This window comes from Bacteroides zhangwenhongii (assembly GCF_009193325.2).
In the GTDB taxonomy this organism is placed as follows: Bacteria; Bacteroidota; Bacteroidia; order Bacteroidales; family Bacteroidaceae; genus Bacteroides; species Bacteroides zhangwenhongii.
On the sequence record NZ_CP059856.1, the window covers coordinates 1,612,518 to 1,629,481 of the forward strand.

Here is a 16,964-nt window from a genome sequence, read left to right on the forward strand (position 1 = left end):
AAACGATGCAAAAGTAGTGATTTTTTCGTAGTTTTCTGGGATATATTCAATTTATCTCTTAATTTTGCACACATGATTGAATTAGCACAACATATAGAGGTTTTATTGCTGGAAAACGACTGCGTCATCGTTCCGGGATTTGGTGGATTCGTTGCACATTACGCACCTGCAACTCATGTAAAAGAAGAAAATCTTTTCTTACCTCCTACCCGTACGATAGGATTCAATCCGCAACTGAAACTGAACGACGGAGTGTTGGTGCAATCATATATGGCCGTTCACGACACTAGCTTCGCTGACGCCAGCCGCATAGTAGAAAAAGAGGTGAACGAATTCATCTCCCTTCTTCATGAAGAAGGCAAAGCCCATTTGGAGAATATCGGTGAAATCCATTATAATATTTATGGCAATTACGAGTTCATTCCGTACGATTATAAGCTAACCACTCCTTCTTTATACGGATTGGATTCTTTTGAGATGCACGAGCTTGCCGCCCTGCCACAAAAGGAAAAAGTGTTAATACCACTCATCAATCCGGAGAAAGAAAAGAAGACTTATGAAATCAGTATCAACCGTACATTCCTCCGCAATGCAGCAGCCATGATTGCCGCCATTGTGTTGTTCTTCGCTTTTTCCACTCCGGTAGAGAATACCTACGTTCAGAAGAACAATTACGCACAGTTGTTACCTAACGAGCTTTTTGAACAAATAGAAGAACAGTCGGTTGCAATGACTCCTGTTCCGGTAAAGCACGATGCGAGACCACAGAGAGCCAAGAAAGCTAAAACACCAAAGCCCATTGCTGTGAAAGAAGTTAAAGTGGCGAAACCGCAAACAGTTCCTGCGCCATCGGTAAAGCCACAAGCTAATACGAATCATCCTTACCATATTATAGTAGCGGGAGGTATCAGCCTTAAAGATGCGGAAGCTATGGCAAACCGGTTAAATGCCAAAGGATTTGCGGAAGCAAAAGCTCTGAATACCGATGGTAAAGTACGTGTCAGTATCCGCTCATTCAGCAACCGTGAAGAAGCGACGAAACAGTTGTTGGAACTTAGAAAAAACGAAACTTACAAAAATGCCTGGTTACTGGCAAAATAAAAATCCCTTTTAAAAAGCATGAAACGAGTTCTTTGTCCCAAATGTGAGAATTACCTTTATTTTGATGAAACCAAGTATAGTGAAGGTCAGTCACTTGTATTTGTATGCGAGCATTGCGGCAAGCAATTCAGTATCCGGCTTGGAAAAAGTAAAGTCAAAGCTCTCCGGAAAGAAGAGAATTTGGAAGAAGAGGCAGAATCCCATAAAGAAGAATTCGGATATATCACAGTAATTGAGAATATATTCGGATTCAAACAAATACTTCCACTACAAGAGGGTGACAATGTGATAGGACGGCGTTGTGTGGGAACAGTCATCAATACTCCCATCGAAAGCGGAGACATGAGCATGGACCGCCGCCACTGCATTATCAATGTCAAGCGCAATAAGCAAGGAAAACTAATCTATACTTTGCGGGACGCTCCCAGCCTGACAGGTACATTTCTCATGAATGAGATCTTGGGTGATAAAGACCGTATCCGCATCGAAGATGGAGCTATTGTGACTATCGGAGCCACCACATTTATACTGCATACGGCGGAATAGTTACTAGAAAATTACTCAGAAGAATCTGAATACTAAAGAATATTTAGTGCAAAGTATCGTCAGCCAAATGGCTATTTATTTGATGAATGATTATGATTGGGATATGCAAACAGCCTAACCAATAGTATAGAATGAGGATAAAAATCTAAGCATATAAATTCCTATCCTCATTCAAGATTCATTATCTTATAAAAAAATAATTCACATAGCTAATATAGTACATGATACTATACTTCTATACGACCAATATTTGATGATATACATCCACCTACTCTATGGAGAAGAAAATGCCTGATCCACACAGTTACTCCACCCCAAAATAATACTCCAATAATAAATAAGTACCAACACGGATTAGATAGTAACCCTAGAAAAAGCAGTACAACAATCCATGCAATAATTACTACAGACACAAATATTTGTGTTATTTTCTGTGTAGAGATAAATTCCGGCAAGAATCTACGCCTATCACTATTTCCCCCATACATTTTTCGTTCTTTCCGCTTTTGGTCTGTGGATAATACAATTCTAGAATAAACAAAATCAGAATCATCCAAGAAATTACGTTCTCTTTTCTTTACTATTTCTATCCAACTATTCATCCAAGCACAATGCCCAATAATACTTGCTAACCAGCATATAGAAGCAAACCAGCCGAGCAAGGCAATTAACCACGGCAATACTAACTCACAGCGAAATTTTGTATCTTTGATACAATAGCAGTAAATTTCAAAATCAGTTTGCGACATAATGGTATAAAACGCCACAAACAAAGCACCAACAAAAATGGCGTAATAGTTAACCCATGTATGATAACGTTGTACATGGAATTGATAGGCTTCAACGGCCTTGTCGTATGCGACTTGTTTCTTACAAATTTGGTCGCAAGGATTTAATTTTGAGTTACACATAATTATATAATTTAAGAAATTAGAATTCTACGATACTTTCAAATTTATTCCATCCATTAGTGTTCCTATATACACTAGCGCACCCTTTAGGAACATATAATTTAGATGTGTTTGCAAAACTATTATAACCAACGCTAGGAGGAATTGAAGCTCTGCAATATATTGGAGATAAACCCTTACAATTGTCAAAGGCAGAACCTTCAATCGAAATAACACTTGATGGTATATCCAATTTTCCTGTAAAACCACTACAATCCCTAAAGGCAGCCACCCCAATTGAAGTGATACCTGACGGAAGATTCAAATCTCCTGTAAAACCACTACAACCATCAAAGGCAGCCACCCCAATTGAAGTGATACCTGACGGAAGATTCAAATCTCCTGTAAAACCACTACAACCATTAAAAGTAAAATCTTCAATAGAAGTAACACCTGAAGGAAGATTCAAATCTCCTGTAAAACCACTACAACCATCAAAAGCACCTTCTCCTATAGAAGTAACACCTGAAGGAAGATTCAAATCTCCTGTAAAACCACTACAACCATTAAAGGCAGACACCCCAATTGAAGTGATACCTGACGGAAGATTCAAATCTCCCGTAAAGCCACTGCAACCATTAAAAGTAAAATCTTCAATAGAAGTAACACCTGAAGGAAGATTCAAATCTCCTGTAAAACCACTACAACCATTAAAGGCCCATCTACCAATCGAAGTAACACTTGGTGGTATTACTAAACCTTTAAGCCCACTACAGCCAGAAAAAGCTCCAGCTTCAATAGAAGTAATACCTGATGGTATATTTAATTCTCCCGTAAAACCACTACAACCAGAAAAAGCAGAACCTCCAATAGAAGTAATACCTGATGGTATATTTAATTCTCCCGTAAAACCACTACAACCAGAAAAAGCAGAACCTCCAATAGAAGTAATACCTGATGGTATATTTAATTCTCCCGTAAAACCACTACATTTATAAAACGCCCATTCACCAATCGAAGTAACACTTGGTGGTATTACTAAACCTTTAAGCCCACTACAGCCAGAAAAAGCTCCAGATTCAATAGAAGTAACACCTAAAGGGATTCTCAACTCTCCCGTAAAGCCGCTACAACCCCAAAAAGCAGAACCTCCAATAGAAGTAATACCTGAAGGTAGTGTCAATTCTCCCGTAAAACCACTGCAACGAGAAAAAGCAGAACCTCCAATAGAAGTAATACCTGAAGGTAGTGTCAATTCTCCCGTAAAACCACTGCAACCAGAAAAAGCAGAACCTCCAATAGAAGTAACACCTGAAGGAATTTTCAACTCTCCTCTAAGACCACTACAGTTATAAAAAGCTCTAGCTTCAATAGAAGTGATACCTGATGGGAGGTTCAATTCTCCCGTAAAACCACTGCAACCAGAAAAAGCTTCAGCTTCAATAGAAGTAATACTTGGCGGTAGCGTCAATTCTCCTGTAAAGCCACTACAACCAGAAAAAGCAGAACCTCCAATAGAAGTAACACCTGAAGGAATTTTCAACTCTCCTCTAAGACCACTACAGTTATAAAAAGCGGCCCTGCCAATCGAAATAACACTTGATGGTATTTCCAAATTGCCTTTAAGGCCACTACAATTATAAAAAGCATCATCTCCTATCTTCTTTAATGTTTTTGGTAATATAATAGAAATCAGCAGTTTACTATTCTCGGCACTAAAGATACCAGATGGTAATTCTTCCAAATCGGCATTCTCTAGATCCAATATAGTAAGTTGGGATAGACCTTTGATAGTAGCGATATCATCACTATTTAATGGACCTGTTATTTTTAATGCAGTAATAGTGGTCTTATCATAACCATCCAGCCAAATACCTAATGTTCCGGCTTCCAATACATTTATTGTATTCTCAGTAAAAGATGGTTTTAATGAAATCGCTGCCATTATAGTGACTTCGGCATTAGATACCCTCACTATCACTTGGTTTACTGTAGGAATACTTGCCGTAATCGTAATTGTACCAGAAGTGTCATCTATAATATCAGTATGTAATGAATAACGATTATCATCGTTCAACATATCCGCTTTAACTACATTCATACTCCCTTCACTCTTAATTGTGTAATGAACTGTTTTCGTCTCATTTGCATCAAATTTTAGTTCATCGCCTTCAGTAAAAGTTATAGATAGTTTCTGATATTTCTGAATGGTTATTACGGTCCCATCTTTCAAAGTAAAATAAGCATATTTGCTATCTTGAGCAACTTTCTTAAAAATACTTTCTCCACTGTCCAAAATAGCCTTATCCAACTTTATCCACTGCGAATTATTTCCATAAGATACCCACCAATAGCCATTTTCTATTTTCAATTGCGGAGTAATACCTGGACTTCCCTGTCCTCCTTGTTCTCCGTCAGTACCATCTTTCCCTTCCGCTTTAATCATTTTACCGTTATTGTCTCGTAACCAGTCTCCATTTAATGTCCAATAATATATACCATCAGTATGTCGTTTCACACCGATAATCGGAGTAGTACCATCATCACCCTTATCACCTTGCTCACCTTTAGCACCATGATAAATAGTAATAGGATCACCTTTAGCAAATGAAATCGTATAACCTATCGTCTTATCTCCCTGCTTCACAGGAATAACAGCAGTAACACTATTATTATTTTGCAAAGCACTTACCAATACTTGCAGAGAACCAATATTCCCATTCATCTGCTTACACATCTCTTCCAAAGCAACAACTCTTTCATCCAATTGATGAATGCTGTCCCATAAATCATCCGTATCCGTCTTACAACTATAGAACGTTAAGTTCAGCATTGCTAACACGAACAAAAAGAATATTTTCTTCATAATAATTTGAGCTAAATTGTTTGATACTATCTGAATCATATTCATTAAAACCTAAATTCCTGAATACTTCCAAATTCCTTCCAACCATCTTTACTACTATATATTTCAGTACAATTTAAAGGTATATATAATTGAGAGGTATTTGAAAAGCATGTACCATTGAAGGGAATTGTCGGAGGAACAAGAGCCTTACAATAGACAGGAAACAAATGTTCACAACAAAAGAATGCCGAATTTCCAATTGAAATAACATTTGATGGAATTACCAAATCACCAGTAAAACTGCTACAATCGCTAAATGCCTGGGATTCGATCGAAGTAACACTTGCCGGCAATATTAAATTGCCCGTAAATCCATTGCATCCCTGAAATGCGCCACTTCCGATAACAGTAACACCTGGTGGCAACGTTAATTTCGTAAAACCAAGACAATTTTCAAATGCACCGGAACTAATATGAGTTATGTTCGGTGGTAAAACCAGCTCTCCCGTAAGACCACGACAATTCTTAAATGCTTCATCTCCAATATCGGTAATAGTCAATGGCAACACAAGATTACCTTTTAATCCACGGCAATCCATAAATGCACGTTTCCCTATTTTCTTTAATGCCTTTGGCAATATAACAGATTGCAAAGTTCTTTTTCCGTAAAAGGCTTCCTCTGGTAACTCTGCCAAGTCCGTATCTCCTAAATCTAAAATAGCAAGAGATTGACGCATTCTATTAAGTACAAGGATGTCATCACTATTCAATGGACCAGTAACTTTTAATGCCGTAATGGAATAATAATCATAGCGTCTTAGAATATCCCATAAAGTTCCGGCTTCTACTGTATTTACCGTTTGGAACAATCGTTTGAGTGAAATTGCCGTCATTATAGTAACTTCTCCATCGGACACACTTACTATTACTTGGTTTGTGGTGGGTATATTTGACGTGATTGTTATCGTTCCGGAAGTCGAATTCGTTACATTAGTATACAACGAATAACCATTGTCATCATTTAACATTTCCGTCTTAATCACATTCTTATCCTCATCACTCTTAATCGTATAATGTATTACTTTGGTTTCATTTATATCAAATATCAGTTCACTACCTTCCGCAAAGGTTATTGATAATTTTTGATATTTCTGAATGGTTATAACCGTTCCATCTTTAAGAGTGAAATAAACATATCTATCATCTTGTGTTACTTCCTCAAATACAGTAACTTCATTATCAACGATGGCTTTGTCTAGTTTTATCCATTGCGAATCTTCTCCATAAGACACCCACCAATAACCATCTTCTATCTTAAGCTGTGGTGTGACACCAGTCTTTCCTTCTTCACCAGGCTTTCCATTTTTTCCCTCCGCTTTAATCATATTGCCTGCATTGTCTCTTAACCAAGACTCTCCTAGTGTCCAATAATATAGACCATCGGTATATTGTTTTATACCAATAACAGGAGTTGCACCATCATCTCCCTTACTCCCTTGCTCCCCCTTTTCACCATGACGAATAACAATGGGATCCCCCTTAACAAAAGAAATTGTATAACCTATAATTTTTTCATCTTGCATTACAGGAATAACGGACGTGATACTGTTGTTATCTTGTAATGCGGCAGCAAGTGTTTGTAAAGAATTGATGTCGCTATTCATCTGTTTACACAATTCTTCTAATGAAGAAATTTTGCCATCCAATTCGTAAACACTATCCCACAAATCATCAGTGTCAGTCTTGCAACTGTGGAGAAAGAAACCGAAAGCTGCAATCATTAAGAAAAAGAAAGCTGTCTTTTTCACCATAATTATTAGAGTTTTTGTCGCCACTTCGGCTCCTGTGCAGTGGTTGGTCTATAAAAAAAGTGTGGAGTCGTTAGTTTATCTGTCTAGAGGTTCTGGTAAACCTAATACGTAAATAAACAATACCCCACACTCGTATATCATATGCAAAGAGATTACACATAATAATACAAGTGATGAGTGTCATTGCCATCCTTACGTATTTTTGAAATTTACCAGATTTCTAGACAAGGATAAATGCTAAACACTTTCATCAATAAATATGTAACGTTGTATACGCAAACACTATTGCTGCAACGCCACAAAGATAGAAAATATTTCGCATAAACAACACTCTTGGGGTATTGAGACTGCAAAATTGGGGCAAAATAAGATGAAAATCAATATTGAAGATTAATTATCTTCATCGTATCTTAGGGATAATAGTTCGTTTTAACAACAAGTATATAGCGGACTATATGTAAGTTTTTTTTCTAGCATTATGGATTAATTAATTTTACCGCTACAACTCCAACAGCAGCAACATAAACTATAAAAAGAAAGTGTGGAGTTATTAGTCTATCTATACAGGAGGCTCTGGTAAGCCCAAGACATAAATAAACAATACCCCACACTCATAAAGTATATGTAATGAAACCCTCATGACAATTTAGAAGTCGCCAAAGTAAATGAAAATGTTCTGTCGCACGTCTTATTAGTATATCTTAGCATATCACTAATAATGACGATTATGGCAGGGATTCATTTCGATCAGGTTGTATCGCGCGGTTGCGGTATGGACATCCACAAGAAGGTGGTGGTAGCGACGGTCCAAGGCGAAGGGATCTGTAAGGAGACCAAGTCTTTTGACACCTTCACGAGTTCTTTGACACAATTGAGAGAATGGTTGGTATCATTAGGAATCACTCACGTTGCGATGGAGAGCACTGGAGTGTATTGGAAACCGATATACAACGTGTTCGAGGATTACATCCGCAACATCTGGATTGTCAATGCCCGTCACATCAAGAATGTTCCGGGTCACAAGACAGACAAGAACGACAGTGAGTGGATATGCCAGTTGCTAATGGCAGGATTGCTCAAGCCCAGTTTTATTCCCCCTCGTGAGCAGCGCGAGCTTAGGGATCTTACTCGTTACCGCCGCAAGCTGATAGAAACGGTGTCGGCCAACAAGAACCGCATCATCCGTACGCTTGAGGACGGCAATGTCAAGTTGTCCAGCGTTCTGAGCGACACGAGCGGCTCAACTGCGACCAAACTGATAGAAATGCTTTGCGATGGCAGGATTCCGACATTGGCAGACATAGAGTCTGTACGACACAAGCGTTGTCTGCATTCCGCGGAGGAAATGCTTGAGGCATGCACGGGTTATATGAACAGCCACAAGATATACATGCTTCAGAAGATACGTTCATGCAACAGACGGCTCACGGAGGAAATCACGGAGATGGACAGGCATATCAAGGAAATCCTCTCTCCCTACGAAGATGTCATTGCAAGGCTGAGCGAGATACCCGGAGTGCAAAACCGCACCTGCGAGGAACTGATAGCCGAGATTGGTCTTGACATGGGCAACTTTCCTACTGCGGCGCATCTTTGTTCCTGGGCAGGAATGTGTCCAGGCAACAACGAAAGTGCTGGCAAGAAGAAGAGCGGAAGGACGAGCCACGGAGACAAGCATGTAAGGGCTACACTCGTTGAAGCCGCATGGGCTGCCTCACGAACAAAAGGGACGTTCTTCATGGAACGCTTCAACCGACTTGCCCCACGCAAGGGCAACAAAAAGGCGTTGATTGCCGTTGGGCACTCCCTTCTCAAGTGCATACACTATGTGTTGTCAACAGACGGAAGATACAAGGAGCTTGGAGACAGTTATGTGCCTGAGAAGAAAGAGAAGCAACGCAAGGAATACCTGAAAGGTGAGTTAAAGAAACTTGGCTACCATGTAGTCCTGACGAAGAAAAAAGATTAGCCTACACAATATAAAACTGGGGACTGAGTTAATCCAAGGCCGAATTTTACTGGAACATCCCGAGTCCGAAAATGAAACTGGTCCCAACTGCTGAGAGGCAAAGTTTGTGACATTATGAGCACGTGTATGAAAATTCAACATCAACTCAGCAGTATAAATATAAATTGCCGAACATGCCAGCCGCGCACTTGCCCAACAGTGAGTGCTCTCTATTTTTGTGTCATTGGCTCAGAGAATACATAAAAACAAAGTAAAAACAGCCGTTATAAACTAAAACGGCACAAATAATTTTCGTATGAAAATTACACATAACGATACAAGTGATGAGTGTTATTGCTGTCCTTATGCCTTTCGAAATTTACCAGATTTCCTGTATAAGGATAAAAGCTAAACACTTTCATCAATAAAAACGACGTTGAGCGACTCGCGTTGCTACAACGTCACAAAGATAAAAATTATTTCTCACAAATGATAATTTGCGCATTATTCTTACTAAAATTCCACGATCAATAGGAAATTTCACCGTTGGGCAACGGTGATTTTGTCGTTGGGCAACCATAAATTCACCATTGGGCAACGGTGAATTTGCACTATTCAGCATAAAATGCAGACAAAAAAATGGGGAAGCTCTCACGAACTTCCCCCATTAAAAAGTGATTTAGCAAAGATTAATCAGCCGGATCCGGAGCTTCTCCCGAATTTCCACCCTCGTCCGGATTTTCGCTATCACTACCACTAGTAGTCGACGTGCCATCTCCAAACAGTTCCACACTTGCCGAACCCAGCATAGCTTTGAATCTACTACCCGGAGTAAATACAATCTTTTTCCGGATAATGGTGTGGGCACTCACGTCTTCTTCCTTGTCTTTCCCTTCGGCATTGATTGCCGGACGGAACGCGCCAAACTCGTCCAGTTTCACCGAAAAACCTTCCTCCAAATAGGCTATCATCACATCCTGAACTCCCTTCAGCACCACATCCACCATAGAACGATGAACACCTGTTCGCTGATTCACTTCATCACACAACTTCTTGTAGTTGATGCTTCCTACTAGTACGTTAGCTGCAACGTACTTTTCCACCTTGTTTTGTTTATCGAAGTACAAGGTAATCTTCTTTTTTCTATATTTAAATGCCATGGTTTTAACATTTTAAATATTTGACAATTAAAAAAGTCACTCTATTGACTTCGATGCAAAGATATGAGTCTATATTGAGATTTCCAAATAGAAAAATGGTAGTATTTTAATAACAAAATCTTGATATTTTACAAGAAAAATGAGCTTACAACAAAGCTGCAAGAAAATAATAAAATACAACATTATAACAATCAATAATCACGTAATTACAATAATTCATACCAATACAATAAATAAAAATATCAAACAAGCGACAAGATAATGACAGCTATTAAGGATTTGAAGATTTTAAAAACGTCTTTCTTTGGAAAAAAATGAGATACAACCCGTATATTTAGATATTATAAAGTAATAATAGCCAACAACAAGCAAAACAACATTAATATACATTAACTTTAAGAGGGTATCCCAATAGCCATAAGACTATCAAGATACCCTCTTGAATGAAAAACCAAACTCAGTTAAATTCAACTATTCGACCAATATATAATTAAAATAAATACGTTTCTTTCCAACTTTCTTCGCTAATTCTTTTGAGTAAGATTCAGTTCCTTACGCCGCTTACGAAGAATCTCTGTAAATTCAGACAATATATGTTCTTTCATTATGCATCCGTTCCGTTCTCAAACAAATATTCTGGAGCAACATCAGCTCCGTTAGACCAAAAAATTGTCCCATCCAAACCAAATTGAACAAATAGATTTTTATCTTTCAATTCTTCAAAGGCTGGGTATTGAAGGAGTGGAGTTAAATCAACTCTCTTCTGTTGTCCATTATTAAACGAGCATAAAAGCACATAGTCTCCTAAATACTCAACATTGGTTACTTTCAACATAACTATTCATTTTTATCGTTTAACCTTATCTATTTTCTCACCTCTTTGGGCTTTACCCCAAATATCCATTAGTTCCTCTTCATGCTCATCAATAAACTGATTGACCAACTGAACAATCTTAGCTTTAGTCCGTCCTTCTATTATTCTATCTTTAATAGTTATGGTAAATTCACCATCACTACTCCTTACATGAATATGCGGTGGATTATGATCGAAACCATATATATAAATCAAAATACCTTGTATAACAAATATCGAACCCATATCTTACTATCTTATTTGTACAAATGTAACTAATTAGTTTCATTTACACAAATAAACAAGCAAAAAACAAGGGTATCCCAATAGCCATAAGACTATCAAGATACCCTCTTGAATGAAAAACCAAACTCAGTTAAATTCAACTATTCGGCCTATCTCCGATATCTAAATCAAAGAATACCCTTCACAGTTTCAAGCATTCCCTTTTCTTGAATAGAATCCAAATCAGCTTTTACAGCTTCCGTCAATCCCGGAATTTTATTCAAATCTTCACCCCAGATAAATTCTGCGCCCAGAACACCTTCGGTTACTTTCTTTGTGCAACCGGTAGCCCATAGTTCTTTCAGCAGATTCATGATTTCAGGAGCATCGTTCGGCACAATCTCAGCGCCATCCGCACGTACACCACCCTTATAATAAGTAATGATAGCTGCCAAACCAAGTACAAGTCCTTTCGGAAGCTCACCTTTACGTTCCAGATAAGTTTTCAATCCCGGCAGATCACGAGTCTCATATTTCGGGAAAGAATTCAGCATAATGCTTGTTACCGCATGGTCTACAAACGGATTATTGAAACGCTCCAATACATCATTCGCAAATTTCTCCAATTCATCTTTCGGCAGGTTCAGAGTTTCCATCAACTCGTCAAACATCACCTTATGGATATATTTTCCAATTACTTCATGCTGGCAAGCGTCACGAACAATATTCACACCGGACAAATAAGCAACCGGAGAAAGAACGGTATGCGGCCCATTCAGCAAAGTAACCTTACGTTCATGATATGGAGCTTCCGACGGTACAAACAATACGTTCAAGCCTGCCTTGTCAGCCGGGAATTCTTTGGCAATCTCCTGCGGAGCCTCAATAACCCACAAATGGAAGATTTCAGCCTGGACCACCAAGTTATCGTCATATTGCAGTTTTTCTTTGATAGCTGCAATATCCTTGCGGGGGAATCCCGGAACTATACGGTCTACCAACGTAGCATATACACCACAGGCTTCTTCAAACCAAGTCTTAAATTCTTCGCCCAAATTCCACAACTCAATGTATTGATAGATCGTCTCTTTCAGTTTGTGACCATTCAAGAAAATAAGTTCGCAAGGGAAGATGATCAGGCCTTTTGTCTTGTCGCCATTGAATGTCTTAAAACGATGATATAACAACTGAGTCAGTTTACCCGGATAAGAAGAAGCGGGAGCATCCTCTAGTTTGCAAGTCGGATCAAAGGCAATACCGGCTTCTGTAGTATTTGAAATAACGAAACGCATTTCCGGTTGTTCCGCCAGTTTCATAAATTCGTCATTTTGTGTATAAGGGTTCAATGCACGGCTGATTACATCAATCATTGTCAAGATGTTAACCACTTCTCCTTTATCCAATCCTTGAAGATTGACATGATAAAGATCGTCCTGTGTATTCAGCATATCGACCATACCTTTGTCAATGGGCTGAACTACTACAACACTACTGTTGAAATCTGTTTTCTGGTTCATGTTATAGATAATCCAATCTACAAAAGCACGTAAAAAGTTACCTTCACCAAATTGAATAATACGCTCCGGACGTTGTGCCTTAGGAGCAGTTTCTTTGTTTAATACTTTCATGTTAGTTGTAATTTATAAAGTTGATATTATACTAATTCAAAATAAAAATCGATGTTTTCTTTAATCAGGATATCAATAGGCATATATTTCACAGGATCGATATTTTTCTTGAACACGACATGATCACACAAAGCTTTCACACCGCAATAACCTTGCAATCCCGGCCGTTGTCCGATCAAATAATGTACATCCCCCGATTTCAGCAACTCTACATTTGCTTTCAGGAGGTCATATCCTATCAATCCTTTCATGCTACGCCCTGCATGACGGAGATATTCTCCCAACTGATATACTCTGGAATTGAACACAACTCCGAGTACAGCTTTCGGGTGCGTCTCAAAGAACCGGTCCAGTGTCCGACAGTTATTTTCCTGATTGGACTTATTCAATACTACTTCATGAATCACCAGATTATCGTATTCCTCAGTGATATACTGCATAAAACCTTCCAGACGGCGCTGCATCTGTATTTCAGCAGGGTTATTCTTGTTATTACTTAAAAACAGTACCAGTTCCTGCCCTTCTCCCACCGAATAATTACGCATCAATATCTTAGCCGCAATGTATCCGCTCTTATACGAATCTTGTCCGATATAGGTTAATGCATTCATTTCTTCCATATTGAAATCGACGAAAGCATACGCTATCCCATTCTCTCGCAGATAGGCCGTCAATGATAAGGTTTCTTCCCAGAAATTGGGAGCAATCAACACCGCATCCACATTGCTTTCCTTGATAGAACGACAGGCTTCCTGATAGCTGGCTTCATCTCCGTGATGGTAACACAGATAATCCACGCTCACATTGAAAGGACGCAACTCTTGCCGGGCACGCTCAATGCCGCCCACTACGGAATGCCAATAATCGTGCTCTATATAATAAGGAATTAGGCAAACGAAAGAATATTTCTTTTTAGCAGCCAGTCCGATAGCAAAAACATTGGGCTGGTAATGAATTTCATCCAGCACCTTCTGAACCTTAGCTTTGCTCTTAGGAGATACGTCACCGCGATTGTGCAATACCCTGTCCACCGTTCCGGCAGAAACGCCTGCCATACGGGCTATGTCTTTAATCGTATAGTTCTGGTCCTCCATAGTGCTAAAACTTAAATATTATAAATAATCGCTGCAAATATACGAATTATTTTGTTACTCCAAGTAAAATTTCTATTTTTGTGTTCGATAACGGTTAATAAAACTAAAACGAGATTTACACCTAGTAGCTTTAAAATCAATACTATATAGGTATAAATACAGAAAGTAATAATTTTATATACTTAAAACACAGTAATAATGAAGAATTTCATGGACGAGAACTTCTTACTGCAAACAGAAACTGCACAGAAGTTGTATCACGAGCATGCGGCTAAAATGCCGATTATCGACTATCACTGTCATTTAATTCCACAAATGGTAGCCGATGACTACAAGTTTAAATCACTGACTGAAATTTGGTTGGGAGGCGACCACTACAAATGGCGCGCTATGCGTACAAACGGTGTAGACGAACGTTTCTGCACAGGGAAGGACACCACAGACTGGGAAAAATTTGAGAAATGGGCAGAAACCGTACCCTATACTTTCCGCAATCCGTTATACCATTGGACTCATCTGGAACTGAAAACAGCTTTCGGCATCGATAAGATATTGAATCCGAAAACCGCACGTGAGATCTACGATGAATGTAACGAGAAATTAGCTCAACCTGAATATTCCGCTCGCGGAATGATGCGTCGCTACCACGTAGAAACCGTCTGTACTACCGACGATCCGATAGACTCGTTGGAATATCACATCAAGACACGAGAAAGCGGATTTGAAATCAAGATGTTGCCGACTTGGCGTCCGGACAAAGCTATGGCAGTAGAAGTTCCGGCAGATTTCCGCGCTTATGTAGAAAAATTGGCAGAGGTAAGCGACACCAACATTTCCAGCTTTGACGATATGATTGCCGCATTGCGCAAACGTCACGATTTCTTCGCAGCACAAGGATGTCGCCTGTCCGATCACGGTATCGAGGAATTCTACGCAGAAGATTATACCGATGCGGAAATCAAAGCTATATTTAATAAGGTATATGGCGGTACTGAACTGACGAAGGAAGAAATTCTGAAGTTCAAATCGGCAATGCTCGTAATCTTCGGAGAAATGGATTGGGAAAAGGGATGGACTCAACAGTTCCATTACGGCGCAATCCGCAACAACAACACCAAGATGTTTAAATTGTTAGGTCCCGATACAGGTTTCGACTCTATCGGTGAATTTACAACAGCGAAAGCAATGGCTAAATTCCTCGACCGCTTGAACACAAACGGTAAATTGACGAAGACAATCCTCTACAACCTGAATCCATGCGCAAACGAGGTGATTGCAACTATGCTGGGCAACTTCCAGGATGGATCTGTTGCGGGAAAAATCCAGTTTGGTTCCGGATGGTGGTTCTTGGATCAGAAAGATGGTATGGAAAAACAAATGAACGCCTTGTCGGTACTCGGTCTTTTGAGCCGCTTCGTAGGTATGTTGACTGATTCCCGTTCATTCCTATCCTACCCGCGTCACGAATATTTCCGCCGTACATTGTGTAATCTAGTAGGACGTGACGTAGAGAACGGAGAAATCCCAGTATCCGAAATGGAACGTGTAAATCAAATGATTGAAGACATCAGCTATAACAACGCTAAGAACTTCTTCAAGTTCTAAGTAATATATCAAAGCTATAAATGCCGTTGCCTGAATCCAACAATCAGACAACGGCATTTTTTATATCCACCCCACCTTTTACCAGATTTAGAAATAAAAAAAAGAAGCAACACGAAGTCACTTCTTCCTTTTGTACACCCTCAGGGATTCGAACCCTGGACCCACTGATTAAGAGTCAGTTGCTCTACCAACTGAGCTAAGAGTGCAACTTTTTTTTCATTGCAACTCGGAATTTGTACACCCTCAGGGATTCGAACCCTGGACCCACTGATTAAGAGTCAGTTGCTCTACCAACTGAGCTAAGAGTGCTTATTTCCTCGTTTGCGGTTGCAAAAGTAGGTCTTTTATTTTATTTGACCAAACAATAATGCAGCTTTTTTACTATCTTTTTTCCGCTTTTATTCGAACACGTAGAGCTCGGAAGGTGTATTTCGCTTTAAAGCAAGCAGTTGCACATCTTTGCCAACGATTACTCCTTTGTTCTTTAATTTCCATTCTACTGTTTTGAAAGCCAATTCCGGATGATTATTGTCTTTGCTTAAATGACACAACCAAATATATCGCAAACGTTCAGTGATATTTTCCGCCAAAAACTCCGCCGTATCAGAGTTACTCATGTGTCCGGTCCTACTCGCAATCCGTTCCTTCAGATATTGAGGATAAGGACCCATCTTAAGCATTTCCTCATCGTAGTTGGCTTCAAGTATCAGATAATGGGCTTTACTGATATAATGGGCAGCCGTAGGAGTAATTTCTCCAAGGTCCGTCAAGAAAGAAAAGACTTTGCCGTCAATCTCAATGCAATATCCAACATTGTCCGTTCCATCATGTGGCACCTCAAAAGACTCGATACGAAAATCCTCCAACATCATGGGTTCCTGCTTTTCCAAATAACGGACTGACGAACTGAGTTTCTCTGTCATACAATAACTACGATTAATTCCGGCATGAATACGGGCGGTTGTATAAACAGGAATATTCATTTTTTCTCCCAGATTACCCACTGCTTTAATGTGGTCAGCATGATCATGGGTTATAAATACCGCACGGATACTATCCATCAGGATATTATAATCTTTCAGTACTTTCTTGATTGTACGTATACCAATTCCTGCATCTATCAGTATCCCATAAGTTTCGGTACCCAGATAATAACAGTTCCCACTACTGCCACTCGCCAGGCTTATAAATTTTACTTTCATGTTTTATCTTCTTTATTAAAATGCAAAATGCCGTCAACTTTTACAGCAAAGTG

General features: G+C 39.2%; 13 protein-coding genes and 2 tRNA genes. 4 read left to right on the forward strand and 11 right to left on the reverse strand.

Annotated features, from left to right (window positions below):
- Positions 1-72: 72 nt before the first annotated feature.
- Both GD630_RS06415 and GD630_RS06420 read left to right on the forward strand, forming a co-directional pair.
- Complete coding sequence (locus GD630_RS06415) at positions 73-1,101, forward strand: HU domain-containing protein (RefSeq protein ID WP_143866099.1); 1,029 nt, start codon at positions 73-75, stop codon at positions 1,099-1,101.
- 18 nt (positions 1,102-1,119) lie between these two features.
- The gene (locus GD630_RS06420) at positions 1,120-1,647 is read left to right on the forward strand and encodes an FHA domain-containing protein (protein ID WP_143866102.1); all 528 of its coding nucleotides are present in this window, start codon (positions 1,120-1,122) and stop codon (positions 1,645-1,647) included.
- A 227-nt stretch (positions 1,648-1,874) separates the two neighbouring features.
- On the opposite strand, the gene GD630_RS06425 is transcribed toward GD630_RS06420, so the two are convergent.
- The 3 genes from GD630_RS06425 to GD630_RS06435 are packed head-to-tail and all read right to left on the reverse strand — an operon-like array spanning position 1,875 to position 7,196.
- Positions 1,875-2,558 (reverse strand): RipA family octameric membrane protein, encoded by a 684-nt coding sequence (locus GD630_RS06425; protein WP_143866104.1) that lies wholly within the window; start codon positions 2,556-2,558, stop codon positions 1,875-1,877.
- Positions 2,559-2,577: 19 nt separating this feature from the next.
- Entirely contained in the window at positions 2,578-5,442 is a 2,865-nt protein-coding gene (locus GD630_RS06430; RefSeq protein WP_182505722.1) for a leucine-rich repeat protein, read from the reverse strand.
- Between the two features lie 5 nt (positions 5,443-5,447).
- The gene (locus GD630_RS06435) at positions 5,448-7,196 is read right to left on the reverse strand and encodes a leucine-rich repeat protein (protein WP_143866107.1); all 1,749 of its coding nucleotides are present in this window, start codon (positions 7,194-7,196) and stop codon (positions 5,448-5,450) included.
- A 727-nt stretch (positions 7,197-7,923) separates the two neighbouring features.
- On the opposite strand from GD630_RS06435, the gene GD630_RS06440 reads away from it, so the two are divergent.
- On the forward strand, positions 7,924-9,165 hold the full coding sequence (locus GD630_RS06440; protein WP_238482909.1) for an IS110 family RNA-guided transposase: 1,242 nt from the start codon (positions 7,924-7,926) through the stop codon (positions 9,163-9,165).
- Positions 9,166-9,833: 668 nt separating this feature from the next.
- Here GD630_RS06440 and GD630_RS06445 read toward each other — a convergent pair.
- From GD630_RS06445 to GD630_RS06465, 5 genes are all read right to left on the reverse strand, one after another.
- A complete protein-coding gene (locus GD630_RS06445) occupies positions 9,834-10,304 on the reverse strand; it encodes an HU family DNA-binding protein (RefSeq protein WP_143868608.1) in 471 nt (156 codons plus the stop codon).
- Positions 10,305-10,908: 604 nt separating this feature from the next.
- Positions 10,909-11,139: a DUF2442 domain-containing protein gene (locus tag GD630_RS06450; RefSeq protein ID WP_143868610.1), complete on the reverse strand. Its 231-nt coding sequence runs from the start codon at positions 11,137-11,139 to the stop codon at positions 10,909-10,911.
- A gap of 12 nt (positions 11,140-11,151) precedes the next feature.
- On the reverse strand, positions 11,152-11,403 hold the full coding sequence (locus tag GD630_RS06455; protein WP_143868612.1) for a DUF4160 domain-containing protein: 252 nt from the start codon (positions 11,401-11,403) through the stop codon (positions 11,152-11,154).
- Positions 11,404-11,570: 167 nt separating this feature from the next.
- A complete protein-coding gene (locus GD630_RS06460) occupies positions 11,571-13,010 on the reverse strand; it encodes a tagaturonate reductase (RefSeq protein WP_143868614.1) in 1,440 nt (479 codons plus the stop codon).
- Positions 13,011-13,036: 26 nt separating this feature from the next.
- The gene (locus tag GD630_RS06465; RefSeq protein ID WP_143868616.1) at positions 13,037-14,104 is read right to left on the reverse strand and encodes a LacI family DNA-binding transcriptional regulator; all 1,068 of its coding nucleotides are present in this window, start codon (positions 14,102-14,104) and stop codon (positions 13,037-13,039) included.
- 198 nt (positions 14,105-14,302) lie between these two features.
- Here GD630_RS06465 and uxaC point away from each other — a divergent pair, with 198 nt between their 5' ends.
- Positions 14,303-15,709, forward strand: coding sequence for a glucuronate isomerase (gene uxaC, locus GD630_RS06470; protein ID WP_007760573.1), 1,407 nt, complete (start codon positions 14,303-14,305; stop codon positions 15,707-15,709).
- Between the two features lie 133 nt (positions 15,710-15,842).
- Here uxaC and GD630_RS06475 read toward each other — a convergent pair.
- The 3 genes from GD630_RS06475 to GD630_RS06485 all read right to left on the reverse strand — a co-directional run bounded on the left by GD630_RS06475 (position 15,843) and on the right by GD630_RS06485 (position 16,911).
- Positions 15,843-15,915 (reverse strand) — tRNA-Lys (locus GD630_RS06475).
- 30 nt (positions 15,916-15,945) lie between these two features.
- Positions 15,946-16,018 (reverse strand) — tRNA-Lys (locus GD630_RS06480).
- Between the two features lie 89 nt (positions 16,019-16,107).
- The gene (locus GD630_RS06485; protein ID WP_143868618.1) at positions 16,108-16,911 is read right to left on the reverse strand and encodes an MBL fold metallo-hydrolase; all 804 of its coding nucleotides are present in this window, start codon (positions 16,909-16,911) and stop codon (positions 16,108-16,110) included.
- Positions 16,912-16,964: the final 53 nt, after the last annotated feature.

What these genes read in the sequence shown, in the direction of transcription:
- GD630_RS06415 (WP_143866099.1), top strand. Translation starts at nt 73, where the DNA reads ATGATTGAATTAGCACAACATATAGAGGTTTTATTGCTGGAAAACGAC.
- GD630_RS06420 (WP_143866102.1), top strand. Translation starts at nt 1,120, where the DNA reads ATGAAACGAGTTCTTTGTCCCAAATGTGAGAATTACCTTTATTTTGAT.
- GD630_RS06425 (WP_143866104.1), bottom strand. Translation starts at nt 2,558, where the DNA reads ATGTGTAACTCAAAATTAAATCCTTGCGACCAAATTTGTAAGAAACAA.
- GD630_RS06430 (WP_182505722.1), bottom strand. Translation starts at nt 5,442, where the DNA reads ATGATTCAGATAGTATCAAACAATTTAGCTCAAATTATTATGAAGAAA.
- GD630_RS06435 (WP_143866107.1), bottom strand. Translation starts at nt 7,196, where the DNA reads ATGGTGAAAAAGACAGCTTTCTTTTTCTTAATGATTGCAGCTTTCGGT.
- GD630_RS06440 (WP_238482909.1), top strand. Translation starts at nt 7,924, where the DNA reads ATGGCAGGGATTCATTTCGATCAGGTTGTATCGCGCGGTTGCGGTATG.
- GD630_RS06445 (WP_143868608.1), bottom strand. Translation starts at nt 10,304, where the DNA reads ATGGCATTTAAATATAGAAAAAAGAAGATTACCTTGTACTTCGATAAA.
- GD630_RS06450 (WP_143868610.1), bottom strand. Translation starts at nt 11,139, where the DNA reads ATGTTGAAAGTAACCAATGTTGAGTATTTAGGAGACTATGTGCTTTTA.
- GD630_RS06455 (WP_143868612.1), bottom strand. Translation starts at nt 11,403, where the DNA reads ATGGGTTCGATATTTGTTATACAAGGTATTTTGATTTATATATATGGT.
- GD630_RS06460 (WP_143868614.1), bottom strand. Translation starts at nt 13,010, where the DNA reads ATGAAAGTATTAAACAAAGAAACTGCTCCTAAGGCACAACGTCCGGAG.
- GD630_RS06465 (WP_143868616.1), bottom strand. Translation starts at nt 14,104, where the DNA reads ATGGAGGACCAGAACTATACGATTAAAGACATAGCCCGTATGGCAGGC.
- uxaC (WP_007760573.1), top strand. Translation starts at nt 14,303, where the DNA reads ATGAAGAATTTCATGGACGAGAACTTCTTACTGCAAACAGAAACTGCA.
- GD630_RS06485 (WP_143868618.1), bottom strand. Translation starts at nt 16,911, where the DNA reads ATGAAAGTAAAATTTATAAGCCTGGCGAGTGGCAGTAGTGGGAACTGT.